Origin of the sequence: Bradyrhizobium sp. U531 (genome assembly GCF_051710265.1) — a bacterium.
Lineage (GTDB): Bacteria > Pseudomonadota > Alphaproteobacteria > Rhizobiales > Xanthobacteraceae > Bradyrhizobium.
Genome location: NZ_JASVEN010000019.1, coordinates 1 through 18,666, shown reverse-complemented (window position 1 = coordinate 18,666; position 18,666 = coordinate 1). Strand labels below are relative to the sequence as shown.

Sequence of the window (18,666 nt, the reverse complement as noted above, 5' to 3'; positions counted from 1 at the left end):
TCGCATGACGATCAAGCCCGTTGCCCACGTCTCGAGGGCCGCGTAACATTCATCCCGGCAACGTCGGCCCGACGTAGTTCAACACCGATCGGGACATCCCCGAGGCAGGACTTCCATGATCAAGTTATTCACCAGCGGTACGACGCGGGCGCTGCCTCCATGCATGATTTTAGAAGAATTAGGGGTTCAGTACGAGTTTGCCAATTGCGACATCGGGATTGTCGACAAGCCGCGAGAGTTAATCAATGTCAATCCCGCTGGACGAGTACCGGTTCTGCTCGACAATGACGTCATAATCACCCAATCGACAGCCATCCTCATCTACATCGCAGAGAAATACAATCGACTCCTACCTGGGAAAGAACCCGAACGATCGAAAACAATATGCCAACTACTGAATATCGCTACGGACGTTATTTCGAACCACACGACGATTTTTCGGGTGCTGCGTAATGCCGATCAGTTCAACGCCGCGACCTTGCTAAAAGCAAGGCAGTCGCTGGCTCTTGAATTAGGCCGGTTAAATGCGTCGCTAGCTGAATCGAGGTACTTGGCAGAGGAACTATCTATCGCAGACTTTCAGTTGTACACGATCGTTGGACAGTACGATAGGCGAGGCTTGGAGGAGCGCGGATTCCAAGCGATGATCGGCTGGATTGATCGAATGCGGGCCTTGAATGGCGTCAGAATCGCCGAGGGAAAAATCTCGTACGCTTATGACGTAAGTACCACCCTCGGCTAATGGCAGCAGGTCTCCAAAATGAAGCGGCGCTAAGCCTTGATGCCGCGTTCACCTCAATCGGGCGGCCATTCCGCGCTTCGTCTCGCCATTGGAGAGCCTAAGCCGCGCAGAAGTGCGGCACGCTGCTTGCGCGTCGTGCTCTGAGCCCCGTGCAGATGTTCATGTTGATCCGCATGTGGCTCAAGCATGAGTCGGCCCTGGCGTCGACAAAGCGAGTATGCGCGCGGACTCAGCCGACGAGTGCGATCCCGAGACATGCCTGCTCGCCAAGCTAACGTGGGTGAGCGTCGGGGGAGGATCACCGTGCCCGGTCTTGACTCGCGCGGATTGCTCTGGATGGCGCTCTCGGGGTGATTGACGTTGCCGTTGCACACTGATGGGGATCGCAGGTTAGAGCGAGCAACGGTGCATCAGAATGACCAGCGAGTCGCAGCTGCGAGAGAAGCTTCGGAAGATCGACGGGCGCCAGAATTGCTGGTGAGCGCCTTGCGGCGGAAGCCGCGCTGCGGCAGGTGCGTGCCCGGGTCGAGGAACTCGCTGGCCACGATCCACCGATCGAACAGCAATTCTCACTTCCCGACCAATGGTCCCGGCACCTATTTTTGGCGACTCTGTCGTCGCTGCGGGCTGCGGCCGTTTCGTTATTACCGCCAGCGACGCAACACGGTGATGATCCGTGCGTCACGGGGCTTCGTTGACAAAGTGCTGCTGCCGGAGTTCACCGAGCTGGAGAGTGCGCTGCAAGGGGTGACGCTGGGTGTGTTTCCTCCGACCCGGTCGACGGCGTCAACCCGAGTTTCGAGCATGGCTTAATCATGTACAAAGACGTCCTATTCATGCAAACGAATTCCAACGAAGGGCGTTAGGTTCTGCATCGCAATTCTTCCGAACAACGCGACCGATAGTTAGGCGCGGTGCTTTTACACCGCTTGACCACGTTAATGTTGCCTAGGATTATTACGATAATCAATTGGCAGCTCTGGCTGCCGTAGAACAGGTGCATTCATGCGCTCGGTGTTCGTGGGCCAAACAAAGCGGTTTTGCCGCCTGGCTGTGCCGTTGGTCCCACGCGGCCGACGACAATGTGTTCCCGAACTTGCACGTGAGCAGCACAGGATCGTTGTCGACCACCTCACGAGCAAATGGCGGACGGCGAGGGCTGGTTGTGGGCGTCGCGGTACTGAAAGGCGCCATTATCGGCAAGACCGTTTCGAGCCGCTCGGCCGCTACTTCGTTTCCGCTTGAACGTCATCGCGACGAGGCTGCAGGCCAAGTAGAGCGCTATGCTATGCAGATCCGAAACAGATGAGTACTGGATGAGAAGCAAGATTTCCGCACTCGAGGGCACCTCCTACGACGTGGCCATCATCGGAGCTGGCATCAACGGCACGAGCTGCGCCGTAGAGCTCGCGGAACGCGGCTTTAGCGTACTCCTTGTAGATAAGGCTGATTTCGGAAGCGGTAGTTCCAGCCGTTCGAGTCGCTTCCTTCATTGTGGGTTGAGATGGCTCGCCTATGCGAAATCCGCGCACGGCTTCTTTGAAAAAGTACGAACGTTGGATGCGGCCCGAAAGGTGCTAAGGTTTCGTAGAGCCATGCGGACGCAGACACCGTCCCGAGTGCGTGGCCATACCTTCCTTATACCGATCTTTGCAGAAGATATTGTCCCAGGCTGGCAATTCGATCTGGCCTTTGCGACCCTCGCCGTTCTCAGTGGCTTTAGAGGGAATCTGAACTATCGTCGCTACTCGGCAAACGAACTCGGATCCCTTCCTCTGCTCAAGCACATTCGTCTACAGGTGCGAGGAGTCGTGTCCTTCACGGATTACGTCTATGACTGGCCGGAGCGAATATGTGTCGATCTAGCGCTCAGCGCTGAAGAATCCGGTGCGATTGTCAGAAACTACACGAACTTACGAAAGGGTCGGCAGAGCATGCGCGGCTGGGAGCTCGAGCTCGCTGATTCCTTGGCGCCCGAACAGACGGCGAAAGTGTCCGCGCGGCTGCTGCTTAACATGACTGGAGTATGGTCCGATCAAACGAGCGATGCAGTTGGGATACAGAACGCAAAAACCGTGACACCAAACAAGGGCTGCCATATTATGGTTCAGCTGCCAAGGGAATTCGCTGGCATGGGGATCATTTGTCCGAATTCGCTGGGGCATGTGTTCATGTGCGTGCCCTGGCGCGGTCTCCATATCCTCGGACCTACTGAGACGGCTTATTCAGGCAGCCCCGATGAGCTCGTTGTTGACACTTCCGATGTGGATCTCCTGTTACAGCAGGCCAATGCTGTCATTCCCGGCATCTCGCTAACAGCTGACGACGTTCGCTTCCGTTGGGCCGGGCTTCGACCAGCGACATTCGAGGAGGGAAATCCTCTAGGGGTGTGGCGCCGGGCGTTCCACGACCTTTCGCCAAATCCCTCGTCTCCGATGATTGGCGTGTCATGGGGCACGATCAACAGCTATGACGATACCGTTGCGATCGCCGCTAGGCTTGTCGAAGCAAAGCTCGGGGTGGCGAAGATCAGCCGACACCGGCCTCCCACGAGACGAAGTGAGATATCGCACGAGGCGGATCTTTCGCAAATCATCGCAACGCAATACCCGGTTAGTGTGGCCGACGTGTTGTTCAGACGCACAGGGCATGGCTGGGACCCGGATCTTGGATTAGGATCGGCTGAAAGCGTGGCAAAGGCCTTGGCCGATCAGCGGAATGGAATGGCCGCCGGCAAATTGATGGACGAGTATCATGCCTTGTTGCGTAGAGAATTCGGTCATAGCGGCAAGCACCCCAACTGAAATCCCAGACCAGGGCTTACTGCGCGATCGCGCCCAACTAGTTCCTGGTGCCTTTTGGAAGCAGTCGTAAGGAATCACAAATCTCCGTCCGACTTTCTCTAGCAACATCCACGGCCCGTTTTCCGTCGGTCGATGCAGGAGATTTAACCGCGATACAGACGCGGTCCGGAGATTGGCCACGCTATAACTTCACACCGAGAGGATGAGCGATCGGGATAAGTCGTTTTGATATAAGTGATCGTTTCGTACAGTACGTCGCTTCCAGGCAATTCGACGTCGCTGTTGATCAAGCCAGCAAAGCCGCGCCGTTTAATCTGCAGCGGAAGAAAGTTCAGACGCTGGCACACTGCGTCGAATCCACTACTGCGATATTCTTCCATCTTCTCCCTTATAAGCAGCATCATGATGCTCACTTCTTCGACATCTGCAGTGGGGCTCCCGCAGGCATGCTCCAGGAGAGGAACGTGAGCGCCAAGAAGTCGGGTTGGTATTCCGGACATTTGCTCAAATTGCCGAGGATCTACGAGGCCAAGCGGTATGTCTTTGAGGAGTGGGGCCCGGACGCGTGTCAGAACATGATTACCGACCGCGAGGCGGAGGTCGAAGCGTTGGTGTTTGTCAGCTGACTAGGTGCTAGGGAAACAGCGCATGGCTGATCGCTCAGATATCGTTCGCCCTGGCACGCGGGTTTTGAAGAATGCGATTCTGGCGAGTCTTTCTCTACAAGACCTTGCGGCGATAGGGAGTTTTCTCGAGCCGATCGCCCTTAGAGAGCGTATGGTTCTGCAAGAGCCGAGAAGGAATCTTGATTACGTCTATTTCATGGAGTCCGGACTCGTCTCGCTAAGGATTGTCGCGGAGGGAAGCGTCCTTGAGACGGCTCTCATAGGCAACCGTGGTGTGGTAGGGGCTTTGTTGGGAGGATATCTTTCGACCCATCAGTCTGTTGTCCTCTTCCCTGGAAGAGCACACAGGATTCGTAGCGAGGATTTGGGCCGCATCATAGGCGAGCGCTCCGAAATCCGAGAACATATTTTTCGGTATGATCAGGCGCTTAGTTTGCATAGCGCTCAGACAGGATTGTGCGGTGTTCGACACGACCGAGAAAAAAGATTGGCGTCGTGGCTCTGCCTGGCGAGCGATGCTGCTGACCTTCACGCACTTCCAGTGACGCATGACTATATTTCGTCCGTGTTGGGGTTGCGCCGAGCTGGGGTAACGGAGACGTTAATCCGATTCGAGGAGCAAGGGTTGATCCGCAAGGCCCGCGGGGTGTTGCAAGTGACGCACCGCGAGTGCCTCGAGCAGAAGGCGTGCTGTTGTTACAAACTTATTTCAGGCGCTTATGCCTCCGCTCGGCCGGTGACTGCGACTAGAGAGCCGACTGGCTAGGCGCACAGTCCCGCGACGTCGTGCCTTGATTGATTGATTGATCCGCAAACGCGAAGGGTTGCCGACATTCGGCAAACGTATTCGCGCGGGGAAGGCCTCGCTTGGGGCGCGGCAATCAAGATGGAAGTGCGTACCATCCAGATTGTCGCGCTATAGCAACTGGCCGAACTTGCGGTCAACGAGGTCGGCTGGTTCCGGTAAAGCTGCTCTTAAGTTGCGCAGTGGTAGTGCCCATGGCCGATCTTCCGCGAGCGGAGAGCAATTCTAATCCATCCGCAAGCAAGCTCGCAGGCGTGAACCGCTCAATCCTTAGCTCAGGCGCAAGTCCTGCTGCGCAAGTCGCCGGGCGATCTGCCGAAGTGACGCTTAAAGGTGCGGGAGAAATGTCCCGCACTTGAGAAGCCCACCGCAAGGGCGACCTCGAAGATAGACAGCGAGCTTTGCTGGAGGAGCACCCGGGCACGCGCCAGACGCAGCCGATGATAAGTTTCCACAAAGCTTGTGCCAGTCTCATGGAACAATCGATCCAGATGTCGGGGGCTAACACCCACGTGACGTGCAATAGCCGAGCGGCTCAACGGGCGCTCAATGGTTGCCTCCATTCGCGCGAGGCCGCGCAGCAGGGCCGGGTGCGTGACGCCGTAACGGTCGGCAACCGAGGCGGTCTGCGGATCTGCTGGCGCACCGATCTCTCTGTGCAGGTACCAGTCGCTGACGCGCCGAGCGAATCCAGAACCCATCCTGCTGGCAAGCAGTGCATGCATCATGTCAAGCGGAGCGACGCCGCCGCCGCAGGTTATGCGGTTTCCGTCCATGACGAAACGCGTTTGCCGTGGTTTTAGATGAGGAAAAGCTTCCATCAAGGCGGGCGCATGTTCCCAATGAATGGTGAAGTCGCGCTCATCGAGCAAGCCTGCTGCCGCCAGCAGGTATGGGCCGCCGCTAATGCCACCGACCTTGACGCCGAGCCTTGCGCATCGGCGTAGTAAAGGGGTGGTCAGGGCGATTGGCCAGTCGGAAGGCTTGCCGCCTGCGCAGACAAAAACGGTATGTAGCGACGTGCCATCGTCATATCGACCACACTCAACTGACAAGCCGCCTGACGACATGACACGCCCACCATCCGGCGACAGCAAGACTGTCCGGTAAAGCTGTCTACCCGCGATAAGGTTTGCGGCTCTCAAGGGCTCTGTTGCTGACGCGAATGACATCAGCGAGAAGCCTGGAAGTAAAATGAAACCATAGGTTTCAGTAGAACCAGCGCTTTCTAGCATGGCTCGAACATACATGAACGTGTCTCAATACTGCAAGTCACTTCAATGGAACGGTGCTACGGCAATCGGCATGCAGGCCCATCCTAACGAGGTCACGCACCCGCGAATGCGCGGAACGTTCGAAGGCAAAGCTGATCGGACGCCAAGCGAGCCTAACGCGTCCGTCAGCTGATGCGGTTTCCGCTAGCAAAGTAACCGAGGAACAGGGAGACTTGTATGAACGAGCACCGCATCCGTAATTTAACGCGTACTTCCCGACGAAAATTCCTGGCAACCGTGGCGACAGCTTCGCTCGCGGCGCCGTTCGTCCTTCGGCAGGCCAGAGCGGCGTCGAAGGAGTTGGTGTTCGTTACTTGGGGCGGTACTTATCGCGCTGCCCTGGAGGAGGGAATAATTAAACCGTTTACTGCCGAAACGGGAATCAACGTCAAGATTATTGACACACCAGACCTGGCCAAGATCAAAGCGCAGGTGCAAACTGGCAACGTTCAGTGGGATGTGTTCGACGCAATCAATTGGCAGGCATTCTTCGGCTCAAATCATGGTCTATGGGAGCAACTGGATCCCGCGCTTTTCGACGCCGCCGATCTCACCATTCCGGTACGTCCTGATGCGGTGCCGCTTTACAATGCAATGGGTGTCGTAGCTTGGGACTCAAAGCGCGCACCTGATGGCAAGCACCCGAAAAACTTCACCGAGTACTTCGAGATCGCGAAATTCCCTGGAAGACGAACGCTGCGCAATCGCGCGTCCGAGACGCTTGAGATGGCGCTGCTTGCGGACGGCGTGCCTCCAGCCAAGCTTTATCCATTGGATATCGATCGTGCCTTCAAGAAGCTTGAAACAATCCGGCCGAGCGTCGTGAAATGGGTTACGGCCACGCCAGAGACGATCTCGCTCGTTCAGACCGGTGAGGCGGATTTCACCTACAGCTATCCTAGCCGCGTGAAAGCTGCTGGCGATCCCATGGCATGTTCCTTCGATCAGACATTGAGCCAAGAAGAGTACCTCACAGTTTTGAAGGGGGCTCCAAACAAGGAAAATGCGTTTAAATTCCTCTCTTGGGCAGTCCGCCCCGAAATCCAGGCCGCGACCATGGAGAAGCTCGTCCTTGCTCCTGTCAGCAAGAAGGGATTCGATATGCTCTCGCCCGAAGCACGCAAATGGATCCATCCCGTGGACTCTCCTTCGAACACTCCGATCAACGGCGCCTGGTGGGGCGAGAATCTGGAGGCGATCGACCGGCGTTTCAAGGAGTGGGTAATGCTCTAATATAAAGCGGAGTTGCACGAAGCAAATGCTAGAGCAGAACAATTCTAAAGCCGCCGTGGCTTTCATCGGGCCAATGGTCGTGGCGTCCGTGGCGATTGCAGCCCTCCCTTTGCTGTATATCATCTACATCAGCTTAGGGGGACCGCGCTTTACCTTCGCTGCGTATGAAAAACTATTTGGCAGCGCATTGTTTCTGCAATCCGTGGCTACGACTATCAAGATCAGCTTGATGGGAACGCTTGCCAGTCTAATCTTGGGGTGCGTGATTGCTCTTCATCTGGCGCGACAAACGCCTGGTCGACGCGCGATTTACATAATTCTGGTGCTCTTGCCCATGTGGACCAGTGTTTTGGTCAAGAGCTTTGCGTTCACCGTTATCCTTGGGCGCGCGGGAATCCTCAACTCGTTCCTATCCTGGATCTTCGGTCATACGATCGCTCTGCCAATGATCCTGAATAGCTTCGGCGTCATCGTCGGTATGATCAATCAATTCATTCCGTTTGCGGTGTTCCCAGTTCTTGCAAGTCTACTTGCGATAGACCCTGCTCTCTACAGGGCGGCCGAGGTCATGGGTGCAGGGCCTCCACGCATCTTCTGGACAATTACCCTGCCTCTCAGTCTTCCGGGCATTATCGCGGGAGGATTCAGTGTGGTTGTGATGTCGCTCGGGATGTTCATTATCCCGTCTCTATTGGGCAGCGGTAAAGACGCAATGCTGGCCAACCTTGTCGACTTCTACACACGAGACGTCCTCGATTGGAATGCAGCCGCGGCTATCGGCGTCCTTTTGCTGCTCATGGTGTTCCTATTGACGATACCAAGCCTTTGGATCCGCCAGCGTAGTGCGATGCGGGGGGCGAACAATGACTGATCAGAAGGATGAACTGAACAAAAGTTATCGGCGCCTCGGCTCCATCTCAGCCTCTTTCATATACGCCTTTCTTCTGGCGCCGAGCGCGATCGTGATGATCATTTCTTTTGGGACTATTGACAGCATGCGCTTCCCTCCTCGGGAGCTATCGCTTGAGCTCTACCGAGCCTTTTTCAATGATGCGAATTGGACAGGACCATTGTTGCAGAGTCTTAAGATCGCTGTTTTTTCAAGCGCGATTTCAACCGTTCTCGCAGCCCCTGCCGCGTATGGCCTAAGTCGATTCGACTTCCCTTTGAAGCGCTTCGTCGGAGGATTGATCCTCAGTCCTCTGATTATACCGTCAATCATCCTCGCGCTTGGGCTCTACCTCTACTTCTCGATACTCGGGATTAACGGCACAAACACCGCGCTTCTGGCGGGGCACGTGATCTACGCGACACCGTTCGTCATGATCGTGATCGGAGCTGGGGTGGTGAAGCTCGATCCTAATCTCGAATTTGCTGCGACGTTGATGGGAGCCACACGCTGGAAGATGTTTCTTACCGTTGTGCTGCCTCAACTCCTGCCCTCGATACTCGCAGGCTGGTTGTTCGCCTTTCTGATCTCGTTCGACGAAGTAGTTCTGGCATGGTTCTTGGTCGGACCCAATACCGTGACTTTGCCGGTCAAGATGTTCAGTAGCATCCAATGGGAAATTTCGCCGGTTATTGCGGCAGTCTCGACGTTGCTGACGCTGCTATCTCTTCTCGTCTGCTTGCCGGCAGCCTTCCTTCAGCGCTCGACGAGTGCAGTCGACGTGATTCGTTAAACCGTCCCGTAAAGATTTCGACAGGAACTATACAATGGGTACGATGATCGCCCTTGACAGTGTTTGCAAGAAATACGGCGATTTCATCGCGCTGAAGCCAACAAGCTTTGAGATTCGCGAGGGTGAATTCCTGACGCTGCTCGGTCCAAGCGGTTCAGGAAAAACCACGATACTCAATCTGACAGCCGGTTCGGCAACCCCGACAACGGGTCGCATCATGTTAGGCGGCAGAGACGTTACGAACGTATCCGCAAGAGATCGCAATATCGGGATGGTTTTTCAGAACTATGCGCTCATGCCTCACATGACCGTATTCGACAACATTGCGTATCCCCTGGTCATCCGCCGGCTACCCTCCAAAGAGATTAAGGCAAAGGTTTACGATGTGATCGAACGGGTCGGTCTCAAAGGGTTTGAATCTCGCAAGCCTCGGCAGCTTTCGGGAGGACAGCAACAACGCGTCGGGATCGCCCGGTGCATTGTCTATTCCCCGAAGATCATCCTCATGGACGAGCCGCTTGGTGCGCTTGACAAAAACATGCGCGATCAGATGCAGGAAGAGATTAAGCGCCTGCACAAGGAGTTGGGAACGACCATCATTTATGTAACGCATGATCAGGAAGAAGCGTTGAATCTCTCTGATACAGTTTGTCTGATGAATCAGGGATCGGTTGTCCAAATAGGGCCACCGCAAGAATTGTACTACGCCCCGACGCATCAATTCGCCGCCGAGTTCCTCGGGGAATCGAATATCCTTGAGGCGACTCCGACGGAAACTGAGAGACTTCTTAGGACGGTCGATGGGCTCCTGATCCGCCTTCCAGCGCCACCGGTAGGTGGCGGGCCATTCAAGATTCTGATCCGGCCTGAAAAATTGAGGCCGGTCAAACCGGAGGCGCAAGCCGACGAACCTAACGTCGTGCGTGGAACGGTGGAGTTCAAGTCCTTCTTCGGGGGAATGACTCGGCTTACCTTGCGCACGGCCAATGGCAGCCTCTTTCATGCAAAGCGCATTTCTGAGCGAGGCGCCGCCGATGCAAAACCGGGTGATCCGCTGGCGTTTACCTGGGCGGAAAGCGACATGGTCCTGCTGAAGGCGTAGAGAAGCGAGCATGGGCCGTTAGTTCAGTCGTGCAGTATCGAGTAAGGGCCAGAAGGTCGACAGCACAAGCTTATTCTGCGTCCGATCGAGGCAAGCGAACAACGCGGCCACACCTTGATCAAAACAGGCAAATCGAAAACCCATGACCGACCAAGCCCAAAGCAGAGGAATCCCATGACCACCTTTCAGTTTTCTGGCGTAAACCTTGCCATTGCGACCCCGTTTCACTCGGACGGTCGCATCGATTTTGATCGGCTCGAGCAAAACATCGATCAGTATATCTCTGTTGGGGTCCGAGGTTTCGTACTGAGTTCGGGCACCGGAATGCATGTCTACCTGACACCCGAAGAATCGCATCAGCTGATTGTGCGCGGTGTGAAGGCGATCAACGGCCGAGCTAAAGTCATCGCGCAAACCTCGGCATTGATGGTTGAGGACGTGGTCGAGCGAACGAAAGGCGCAGCGGACGCAGGCGCTGATGGAGTGATGGTGCTGCCCCCCTTCTTTGAGGGGCCGAACGACAGTCAGGGCATCGTAGAGTTTTACGCTGCGGTCGCGCGCGTTGGCCTGCCGGTCATCGGTTATAACGTCTCCTCGATTGGCATAGAGATCACCCCCTCTTTGTTCCGGCAGCTGGCCGAGATCCCGGGATTCGTCTCGGTGAAGGACAGCTGGGGCGACCTGCGGCGGCAAACTGCGCTGATCGAGACTGGCCTTCCAGTCATGAATGGGTCCGATTTGCTCATTCCCTACTCGCTTTATGCTGGATGCAGCGCCTTGATATTGGGCGGCGCTAACTATTCGCCGAGAACCTGCGTCGCAGTGGCCGAGGCAGCGCGCTCCGGCCGCTGGGAGGAAGCACGCAAGCTTTGGGCACCGCTTGCCCCGGTGATGAGATTGTTGTGCTCGGGCAACTATGTCCAATCTGTCTATGCGGCCGCAGAACTGACCGGCTATGGCGCCGGCACTCCGCGCAAGCCGCTGCGTCCCCTGCCGGCAGATCGTCTCGCCACGATCCGCGACAATTTGAGTGATCTTATCGCGGCTGAAGCGAGGAATGCATGATCTTGCGGAAGACGTCCTTCACGGCCTCGCGCCTTCCTCACGATACGGGCGTTTCCGGCTGGGTCGCAATTTTGGCCGAAAGGTCGGAGCATCCCCCGCTCACGGGCGCCACCCGCGCCGATATCGTGATTGTAGGCGCAGGATTCGCGGGGCTTGCCGCCGCGCGACGGCTTTCGCAGATCGACCCGCGGCTGCGGATCGTCATTCTGGAGGCTGCAAGTGTCGCGGACGGGGCTGCGGGCCGCAATTCCGGTTTCATGCTCGACCTGCCGCGGGAATTGTCGTCGAAAGGGCACGAAAGTGACCCGCAAGGACCGGCAAAGCGAGACATCTATAAGAAGCGGTCCGCGATTGCTCTTGCAAAAAGCGTGGCCGAAGAAAACGGATGGGGACCGGAAATCCTTGATGCTTGCGGACGGTACAGCCTTGCCGCGGGACGAGAGAGTGATCGCCATCTTGTCGAATATGCCGGGCAGTTGGATAATCTTGGTGAAGCGCACCGTCTTCTTAGTGGTGCCGAGACCGCAGAACTCACAGGCAGCCCTGCGTTCACTTCCGCGCTGTTCATGCCAGGCACGGTGATGATTCAGCCAGCAGCCTATATTCGTGCCTTTGCTGACAGCCTGCGAGAGCCCGTCCGAATTTACGAGCGTTCACCCGCTGTCGTATTAGAGAGAGCCGGGCAAGGCTGGGTGGTGAAAACACCTGCGGGTTCAGTCTCGACCGAACGCATCATCCTTGCGAACAATGGCCACGCGCAAAGCTTCGGTTTCCTGCAAAGGAAACTGATGCATGTCTTCACCTATGCGTCGCTCACGCGGGAGTTCGACCCAACCCGGTTGGGTGGCCAGCGGGCATGGGGGGCAACGCCCTCGCTGCATACAGGGACTACGATCCGTCGCATCAAGGGGAAATCGGGCGATCGGGTCCTTATCCGTTCGCACTATAGTTATAACCCTAGCATTTCAGTGAGTGAGGGGAGTGTGCGCCGCGCTGGCCGCGGCCACGACAGAACTTTGGCCTTGCGCCTCCCCAGCCTAGAAGGGGTTGGGATGGAATTCGTTTGGGCTGGCGCGATGGCGCTGACTTGGAACAGCGTTCCAGCGGTGGCGGAGGTCGAGCGCGGCGTATGGGCAGCCGTCGGGTGTAACGGCGTAGGGGCAACGAACTCCACAGCGAACGGCATCGTCGCAGCGGAAATGACGACCCACACGAGTTCGGAGTTGACTCGGATCTTCGCCGATCTCGATGCTCCGAAAAAGTGTCCTCCCGAGCCATTTGCGACTGTCGGCGGCAAGTTGACCTTGGCTTGGAAGGAATGGTGTGCAGGAGAAGAGGCAAGGTGAATGCCTCGGCGCTCGCTTACGTTCCTTGCGAGTTTCGGGAGACAGCTTGGCGAGACGGGAAGCGCGTCAGCTTCGGCGCTCTTAGGCCGAAGGTTTTTCGTGCATAGCCACGTATGATTCTCCGGGCCAATCCTTGCCGAATGAATCAGCACTCGCCAGCTTTGAAAGCCGCGGCACGCCACTCCCGGGCAACCTTGTCGATTTCCCCGCTGACGAAATCACGTCGATGTCGAGATCTCTGTTCGGGAGTTCCCGCCGCCGTGCGCTGCCCGAAAACGCTGTTCCAGGTGTTCCAGTGCGAAACGCGCCGCCTACTTGGTTCGGTTGCGCCGTTCGCTCAGCACGGTTTGACCCATTCTGCCGATTTGCCGAAACGGTCACCGCGAGGCTAGCACAACCTCGAAGACTCGCAATAAATGCCAAAAGCGGATCGCAAACCTAAATCATTAAATTGCAAATCTGCCACCGTTCCGGGAAGGGACACCTCTGATCTTGCCAGCGAAGCCACAGACAACCCGATGTCGCTATACGAGCGAAAATTTGCACGTTCTGCGCCGGCGAACTTACGCGCCGTAGTTTCTGGTCCTGAGAGACGAAATTAGCTTTGCCGACGTGTAGGAAGAGGCTCCTTCGCGGCCGAGAATTCGGCCGAAACCGCTGTCCTTAACGCCCCCAAAGGGCGCTTCAACGAACATGACGATACCCTGATTGACGGCCACTGTTCCGACTTCCAGTTGCTCGGCAATGAAGCTGGCGCGGTCGCCATCGCCGTCAAAGACATACCCGGCCAGACCGGCCGAGCTTGCGTTCGCGCGCCCGATCACCTCCGGAATGTCGTCGAACTTCCAGAATGCGGAAATCGGCCCGAATATCTCATCAGTCGCGACACGAGCACTCGAAGGGGCTTCCAACGCCAGGGTATGAGCGAAGTAGTATCCTTTATTCGGCGCCGCCTGACCGACGATCTCAATCCCGGCACCCTTCGTGCGAGCGTCATTGACATAGTCCAACATCGCACCGAGCCGACGATTGTGTGCCAATGGCCCCGTGCTTACTTGGTGGTCGAGACCGCTGCCAATGAGGAAGGATTGCATATGTTGCGAATAAGCGTGGACGAAATCGTCAAAAATGCCGCGCTGGATGAAAAACCGATTAGGAGCTGTGCAGACTTGGCCAGCATTCCGATTCTTCCTCATCGCAAGCATTTTGGCTACTTCCGTCACATCGACGTTGTTCGTCACTATAACGGGGGCGTTTCCGCCGAGTTCCATCGTGCTCGGTTTCAGGTGGTGCCCGCAGAGCGAAGCTAGCTTTCGGCCGACTTCAGTCGACCCCGTTAACGCGACCTTCCGAATGACTGATGACGCAATCAGATGTGCCGAGATGTGAGCCGGATCTCCGGTGAGCAAATTGATCGCATTTGGGTGTACGCCGCCCTCAAGGAGGACCTCGATCAAAGCGATACCTGTGCGCGGCGTTTCCTCTGCCACTTTGATGATCGTTGAGCAACCGGCGGCCAGTGCGGCCGCGGCATGTGCAACGGGCTCGACCAGCGGGAAATTCCACGGTGTGAAGATAGCGACCGGGCCGATCGGCTCCAAGGAGACGCGGAGCTCGAGGCCCTCTTGCGATGAGGGCACAACACGACCGCACAATCGCAGGGCTTCGCCGGCGAACCAATCCAGGATCGCGGCACTCGTGTCGACTTCGCCCAACGCTTCCGCGAGGACCTTGCCCTGCTCAATCGTGATGGTCCGTGCAACTTCTTCACGCCGCTCGCGGAGAAGGGTTGCACTGCGGGCTAACGCTTCGGCCCGCTTCATCGGAGCAAAGCGGCGCCACTCCTCAAAGCCTTTCGCGGCCGACCTTAACGCATTGTCGAGGTCGCCCTCCGTCGCGATAGGCACGCGACCAATTTCGTTGCCAGAGCTAGGATCGATGAGCGGGAGAGAGCTGCGATCGTCCGCTGCGATCCATTTCTTGTCAATGTAAAGAGCGCTATCCATAGCTATCAAATGCCACTTTGTTTGCTGTTATTATCTGCGTCCCACCCCACGCAAGACTGGCCCATTCGTTTCTCGAGCCTTCCCGAGCGCGCTTTGCGGAAGCAGCACGATGTAGTCGACATCTTGAAGCTCCTAGCATCCTCCAATTGGAGCCAATTGCATCAATAGGACGCATTCATGTAGGTTTGAGCCATCGTGGCCACTTGCCTTCCAAAGTCTCTTATGTCAGTCGGCGCCTGCAACGGAGGCAGAAAGCGTCTCAGGATTGCGGCCACCAAGTCGCCGTGCGGCGGATATGCGCGGCTTTGGAGGTCCTGTTTATTGCGGACGAGGTCGTGACAGCGTGCCGACGCACCGGAACGCTATTTGCCTGCGACCACGTCACACCTGACATAGCCTCCCGGGAGGAGCGCTCCCACTGACGGCGACGCTCTGCCGGACGAAAAGTTTCGATGCGCACTATTCAAAAGACCGCACACGTACGTTCTTTCATGCGAGTTCATATACTGCAAATCCAATAGCCTGCGCCACTTCAAATGCCTGGATCTCTGCCAGAAGCAGGAATCGCGGCAGCGCTTGACGGCGCTCGCGAGTATGCAGGAGCGGGCAATTGTGGCGTTCAGGCAGACCCGCGATTCGAAAATGTTCGTCGAACGGAACTATCAAAGCACTAGAACTTAAGACGAATGATCAGAGCTATCTCCCCAGCATCGGCCCTAGGCTTCAAAGCATTCTTTTAAACCGGAAATCTTCTGCTACGACCACTCGGCAGTAAGTCTATGCAATGCCGCCGTATTGCATGACAGCAGCAGACTTGAACGCAATAGCATTATCGAAGCGGCTGACACGTTCCGTCAGTTGCGCTGCTCTTGCTCTGGCTCGCGGCTCGCTCGCCTGCTCGAACGCACGAAGAAGGCGCGAAAGCCGCGGGCGAACTGAGCTTATCGGGCTAGTGATGCGGCTGTTTCGTGTCACAATAAAATGTCGCAAATGGTCATGTTAACGACGTATGGCGTCAAAGATCGTTGCATGCTCCAGTTAAGTTTCGATTCAAGCTCGATGGCCGCCGAGAGCTAATCGATCTTCGTTCTAAAGTTGCGCGCGAAGCGCACGGATTGACCGTGCGTTTGTGAAATGGGGCGCGCATCGGAGTCAAAACCTTGAGCCCGGCGTGTGTAGGCGCCGCGAGGTTGGGCATCACTCACGCCCCGATTCTATCCGGGTGCGGTAGCGCGGCTAACAGGAATGCTGGAAATGAGAGATGCGGAGCGACGACGATGCGCAACAGAATCCGTACTGCTCAGCACGCTTCATCAGGGTGCTGCGCCATGTGTGGCGGAAAGTTCGGGCTGATCCGTTACTACTGCTGGCGAACAGCCCTGTGCTCCAAGAAATGCGTCAGTCGCTTCAAGGTGCGACGGGAAGCCGATCACAAATGGATCAGTTGGTTGAGAACCGCTTAGGAAGCGCCACACCCTATTCCGGACGATGCATGCCGGAAGGCAGGATGTGAAGGAGCGGTCCGGAAGCGGGCCATGAAATGAGCCTCTAAGAGTGGCGGGGAGCATCAATTGACAAGGAACTCGGCGACATTCATCGACTTCAGCGCATATAGAACGAACAAGCGTGCTTCGGCTCACCCGTCACATGCCCAGGTTTGGTCAAGCGTGACCCAGAGCGCGATTGTCACCCTCTTTTGGTGCTGGCCAGTTCTGGCCTGGATGCCGTTTGCCTCGTTTGATCTCGCCGCAACGCAAGAGGATCCTTCGTAAGCGGGGGCGGACTCCGAGATGAACGGAGCTTTGGTTCGATCGCCCTGTATCGCGTCATGTGACGCGCGTGATCGACCGGCGCACGACAGGCAGAGTGGTCGAGGAGTGCGAGAGAGGTTGCGCCTACCGCGCAGGGGTGCGATCCATATAGCGGGTGCTATGTCAGATCAGTTTCCAATCTATGAGACGTTTCTCAGACGGCGTGAACGAAGCTGGGTTTGGTCAATCAGCACGACCGAAGGCTCGTTGGTGATGACGGGTTCACAGAGGCGCCGATCCGCGGCCAGGTATGAAGCGAACCGGGCGCTTCTGTTATTATTGCTGAGCGCTCCCTTTAGCTGGCGAATGCCACTCGGCTCAAGCGAACAAGACTAAGTCTTCACGATCTTAGCATGTGAGGCCCTGACGTTATACGTGCCAAATTGATGGTTGCGCGACCATGGGTATTCTCTTGGACCGGCATATGGCCAAAACAGTTGCTTCGATGACCGCCGCCATGCGCGAGCTCGGTGAGGCCGGTTCAATGTTGTGTTGCCCGTACTGGGGCGAAAAGATGAGATGGGCGAGATGGCCGAAGCGGTAGAAAGCTTCAAGCTGAAAGCCCGCCAAAAGCCAGAAGCCGAGCTTGACGCAAACGAGGCAGGATCGTTCCGCGGCCGAGTAAACCTTAAGACGATGCAGGTGCCAGGTTGTTCGGGTCCTTGCAATCGATGGCCGCATCGTATGTGGAGCGATCCATGTCGATATCAACGAAATGCCATCGATAGATGTCCCTTCCTTCCGCCGTGATTTGTACGCCGCCGCCGGGATCACGTGCGTTGCTCTCATTTTTCTTGCTACCACAGCTGCTGAACTTCCTCCGTGCCTTGCACTTGTCGGCTTTCGGTCCTCGATTGGTTTGCTGCCGCAGCATAGAAACTAGGTCAGGGCAAGCCGTACCAACCTGCCGACGGAGTTGAAGGCACGCATCGAGGTACCCGCTACTTCCTGAGCCGAGACGCAGCGGATATTGACGCTATTTGTTCACGCTGGGAGGCAGGCTGCGATCCGGCAAGTTTCAAGCGCGCTTGCGGCGCTCGCCGTCCGGCGCATTCAAGTGCTTATTGACCGAATTCCCAAGGAGAGCCGGCCCATCGTTTGCGCGATGATCTTTGATGTCATTCTGCCCTCCAGAAAGGGAGAGTAGCTGGGGTGCGCAGTGCAACCTCCATCATCAAGCAGAGAGGCAGGCCGGTTTCGCCGGGGCCGTGAAGGAGAACAGGAGCGGCGTGAGGCGCCGCGAGGGCGAAACCGCGTGTACGCCAGCAGCAGGCAAGCGAAGGTGCAGGCGGGCGTCGGCAAGAAGCGGAGAGAGCATCAGTTCAGCTCGAGCGCGATCGAGACGAAAAGCGCAGAGCGGGACCAACAGGCGCATCGCCGAAAACATTAAAACATTTCGTCGCGCTAACTCAGTTGAATTTTCGTACGCAGGACTTCTAGTATTCATTTGTGGCGCGTTTGATAGATCCCTATTCAGAATCCTGAAGCCACGGCGTTGTTGCGAGCGGTCCTCGATGAGGTATGCAAGCACATTTCGCGTCAAGAGGTCGGTGCCAGAACGCATGTGGCCTCGATAATCCTCAAAGCGGCGAGCAATGGGGGGGGGACGACATTCGATGGCCCTGAGGCAGATCGGCCGAAAGGCGTTGAACAGAGCTCGGACAATGTGGCACTAAGGACAGTTTGCCGCCTTCGGATTTCGGAGGAGGTTTGTTACCCGAGATTTCCAATGAGCCTTCTACTGTTTCTCAAATCGCCCATTCTCCTGACGTAGTGGCCGTTGACCTTGCCCCTTGAGCTTAATCCAGTTTGAAGTTCGTTCTGGCCCAAGCCGAGGACCAGAGCATGAAGCGCAAGCGGTTTACGGAAGAACAGATCATCGGGATTTTGAAGGAGCACGAAGCGGGGGTTCCGGTCGCCGATCTCTGCCGGAAGCATGGTGTCAGCGATGCCAGCATCTACAAATGGAAGGCCAGGTTCGGCGGGATGGACGTCTCGGAGGCCAAGCGACTGCGGTCGCTGGAAGACGAGAACACGAAGCTGAAGCGGCTTCTGGCAGACGCCATGTTGGACAATGCGGCGCTGAAGGATCTCGTGGGAAAGAATGTATGACCCGCCCCGCCCGTGCAAGGTCGTTTAATGAGGACGATGCAGTCTGCACAAATGTATC

The 18,666-nt window shown here is 56.6% G+C and carries 13 protein-coding genes and 1 pseudogene; 12 read left to right on the top strand and 2 right to left on the bottom strand.

From position 1 onward, the window contains the following. Positions 1 to 115: 115 nt before the first annotated feature. From QRQ56_RS38660 to QRQ56_RS38645, 4 genes are all read left to right on the top strand, one after another. Positions 116 to 742, top strand: a complete 627-nt coding sequence (locus QRQ56_RS38660) for a glutathione S-transferase family protein (RefSeq protein ID WP_438747017.1) — start codon at positions 116 to 118, stop codon at positions 740 to 742. Positions 743 to 2,058: 1,316 nt separating this feature from the next. After that, positions 2,059 to 3,546, top strand: a complete 1,488-nt coding sequence (locus QRQ56_RS38655) for an FAD-dependent oxidoreductase (protein WP_438747016.1) — start codon at positions 2,059 to 2,061, stop codon at positions 3,544 to 3,546. Positions 3,547 to 4,010: 464 nt separating this feature from the next. After that, positions 4,011 to 4,172, top strand: a complete 162-nt coding sequence (locus tag QRQ56_RS38650; RefSeq protein ID WP_438747015.1) for a hypothetical protein — start codon at positions 4,011 to 4,013, stop codon at positions 4,170 to 4,172. A gap of 22 nt (positions 4,173 to 4,194) precedes the next feature. Beyond that, positions 4,195 to 4,938 (top strand): Crp/Fnr family transcriptional regulator, encoded by a 744-nt coding sequence (locus QRQ56_RS38645; protein ID WP_438747014.1) that lies wholly within the window; start codon positions 4,195 to 4,197, stop codon positions 4,936 to 4,938. Positions 4,939 to 5,252: 314 nt separating this feature from the next. Here QRQ56_RS38645 and QRQ56_RS38640 read toward each other — a convergent pair whose 3' ends face one another. Beyond that, positions 5,253 to 6,227 (bottom strand): GlxA family transcriptional regulator, encoded by a 975-nt coding sequence (locus QRQ56_RS38640; RefSeq protein WP_438747012.1) that lies wholly within the window; start codon positions 6,225 to 6,227, stop codon positions 5,253 to 5,255. A gap of 201 nt (positions 6,228 to 6,428) precedes the next feature. Here QRQ56_RS38640 and QRQ56_RS38635 point away from each other — a divergent pair, with 201 nt between their 5' ends. The 6 genes from QRQ56_RS38635 (at position 6,429) to QRQ56_RS38610 (ending at position 12,679) form a co-directional block, all read left to right on the top strand. Next, positions 6,429 to 7,484, top strand: coding sequence for an ABC transporter substrate-binding protein (locus QRQ56_RS38635; RefSeq protein WP_438747011.1), 1,056 nt, complete (start codon positions 6,429 to 6,431; stop codon positions 7,482 to 7,484). 25 nt (positions 7,485 to 7,509) lie between these two features. Further along, complete coding sequence (locus QRQ56_RS38630) at positions 7,510 to 8,355, top strand: ABC transporter permease (RefSeq protein ID WP_438747010.1); 846 nt, start codon at positions 7,510 to 7,512, stop codon at positions 8,353 to 8,355. Continuing rightward, positions 8,348 to 9,166 (top strand): ABC transporter permease, encoded by an 819-nt coding sequence (locus QRQ56_RS38625; RefSeq protein ID WP_438747009.1) that lies wholly within the window; start codon positions 8,348 to 8,350, stop codon positions 9,164 to 9,166. Before QRQ56_RS38630 ends, QRQ56_RS38625 begins: the two co-directional genes overlap by 8 nt. Positions 9,167 to 9,200: 34 nt before the next feature. After that, complete coding sequence (locus tag QRQ56_RS38620; protein ID WP_438747008.1) at positions 9,201 to 10,268, top strand: ABC transporter ATP-binding protein; 1,068 nt, start codon at positions 9,201 to 9,203, stop codon at positions 10,266 to 10,268. A 174-nt stretch (positions 10,269 to 10,442) separates the two neighbouring features. Next, the gene (locus QRQ56_RS38615; protein WP_438747007.1) at positions 10,443 to 11,333 is read left to right on the top strand and encodes a dihydrodipicolinate synthase family protein; all 891 of its coding nucleotides are present in this window, start codon (positions 10,443 to 10,445) and stop codon (positions 11,331 to 11,333) included. Beyond that, positions 11,330 to 12,679, top strand: a complete 1,350-nt coding sequence (locus QRQ56_RS38610; protein ID WP_438747006.1) for an NAD(P)/FAD-dependent oxidoreductase — start codon at positions 11,330 to 11,332, stop codon at positions 12,677 to 12,679. The genes QRQ56_RS38615 and QRQ56_RS38610 overlap by 4 nt, the downstream gene beginning before the upstream one ends. A 563-nt stretch (positions 12,680 to 13,242) precedes the next feature. Here QRQ56_RS38610 and QRQ56_RS38605 read toward each other — a convergent pair. After that, entirely contained in the window at positions 13,243 to 14,685 is a 1,443-nt protein-coding gene (locus QRQ56_RS38605; protein ID WP_438747005.1) for an aldehyde dehydrogenase family protein, read from the bottom strand. A gap of 284 nt (positions 14,686 to 14,969) precedes the next feature. On the opposite strand from QRQ56_RS38605, the gene QRQ56_RS38600 reads away from it, so the two are divergent. Both QRQ56_RS38600 and QRQ56_RS38595 read left to right on the top strand, forming a co-directional pair. After that, positions 14,970 to 15,107, top strand: coding sequence for an aminotransferase class III-fold pyridoxal phosphate-dependent enzyme (locus QRQ56_RS38600; protein WP_438747018.1), 138 nt, complete (start codon positions 14,970 to 14,972; stop codon positions 15,105 to 15,107). Positions 15,108 to 18,341: 3,234 nt separating this feature from the next. Then, positions 18,342 to 18,605: pseudogene (locus QRQ56_RS38595) on the top strand (transposase); the annotation flags it as partial. Positions 18,606 to 18,666 lie beyond the last annotated feature (61 nt).

Coding starts and splice junctions, on each gene's coding strand:
- QRQ56_RS38660 (WP_438747017.1), top strand. CDS start 116: ATGATCAAGTTATTCACCAGCGGTACGACGCGGGCGCTGCCTCCATGC.
- QRQ56_RS38655 (WP_438747016.1), top strand. CDS start 2,059: ATGAGAAGCAAGATTTCCGCACTCGAGGGCACCTCCTACGACGTGGCC.
- QRQ56_RS38645 (WP_438747014.1), top strand. CDS start 4,195: ATGGCTGATCGCTCAGATATCGTTCGCCCTGGCACGCGGGTTTTGAAG.
- QRQ56_RS38640 (WP_438747012.1), bottom strand. CDS start 6,227: ATGTATGTTCGAGCCATGCTAGAAAGCGCTGGTTCTACTGAAACCTAT.
- QRQ56_RS38635 (WP_438747011.1), top strand. CDS start 6,429: ATGAACGAGCACCGCATCCGTAATTTAACGCGTACTTCCCGACGAAAA.
- QRQ56_RS38630 (WP_438747010.1), top strand. CDS start 7,510: ATGCTAGAGCAGAACAATTCTAAAGCCGCCGTGGCTTTCATCGGGCCA.
- QRQ56_RS38625 (WP_438747009.1), top strand. CDS start 8,348: ATGACTGATCAGAAGGATGAACTGAACAAAAGTTATCGGCGCCTCGGC.
- QRQ56_RS38620 (WP_438747008.1), top strand. CDS start 9,201: ATGGGTACGATGATCGCCCTTGACAGTGTTTGCAAGAAATACGGCGAT.
- QRQ56_RS38615 (WP_438747007.1), top strand. CDS start 10,443: ATGACCACCTTTCAGTTTTCTGGCGTAAACCTTGCCATTGCGACCCCG.
- QRQ56_RS38610 (WP_438747006.1), top strand. CDS start 11,330: ATGATCTTGCGGAAGACGTCCTTCACGGCCTCGCGCCTTCCTCACGAT.
- QRQ56_RS38605 (WP_438747005.1), bottom strand. CDS start 14,685: ATGGATAGCGCTCTTTACATTGACAAGAAATGGATCGCAGCGGACGAT.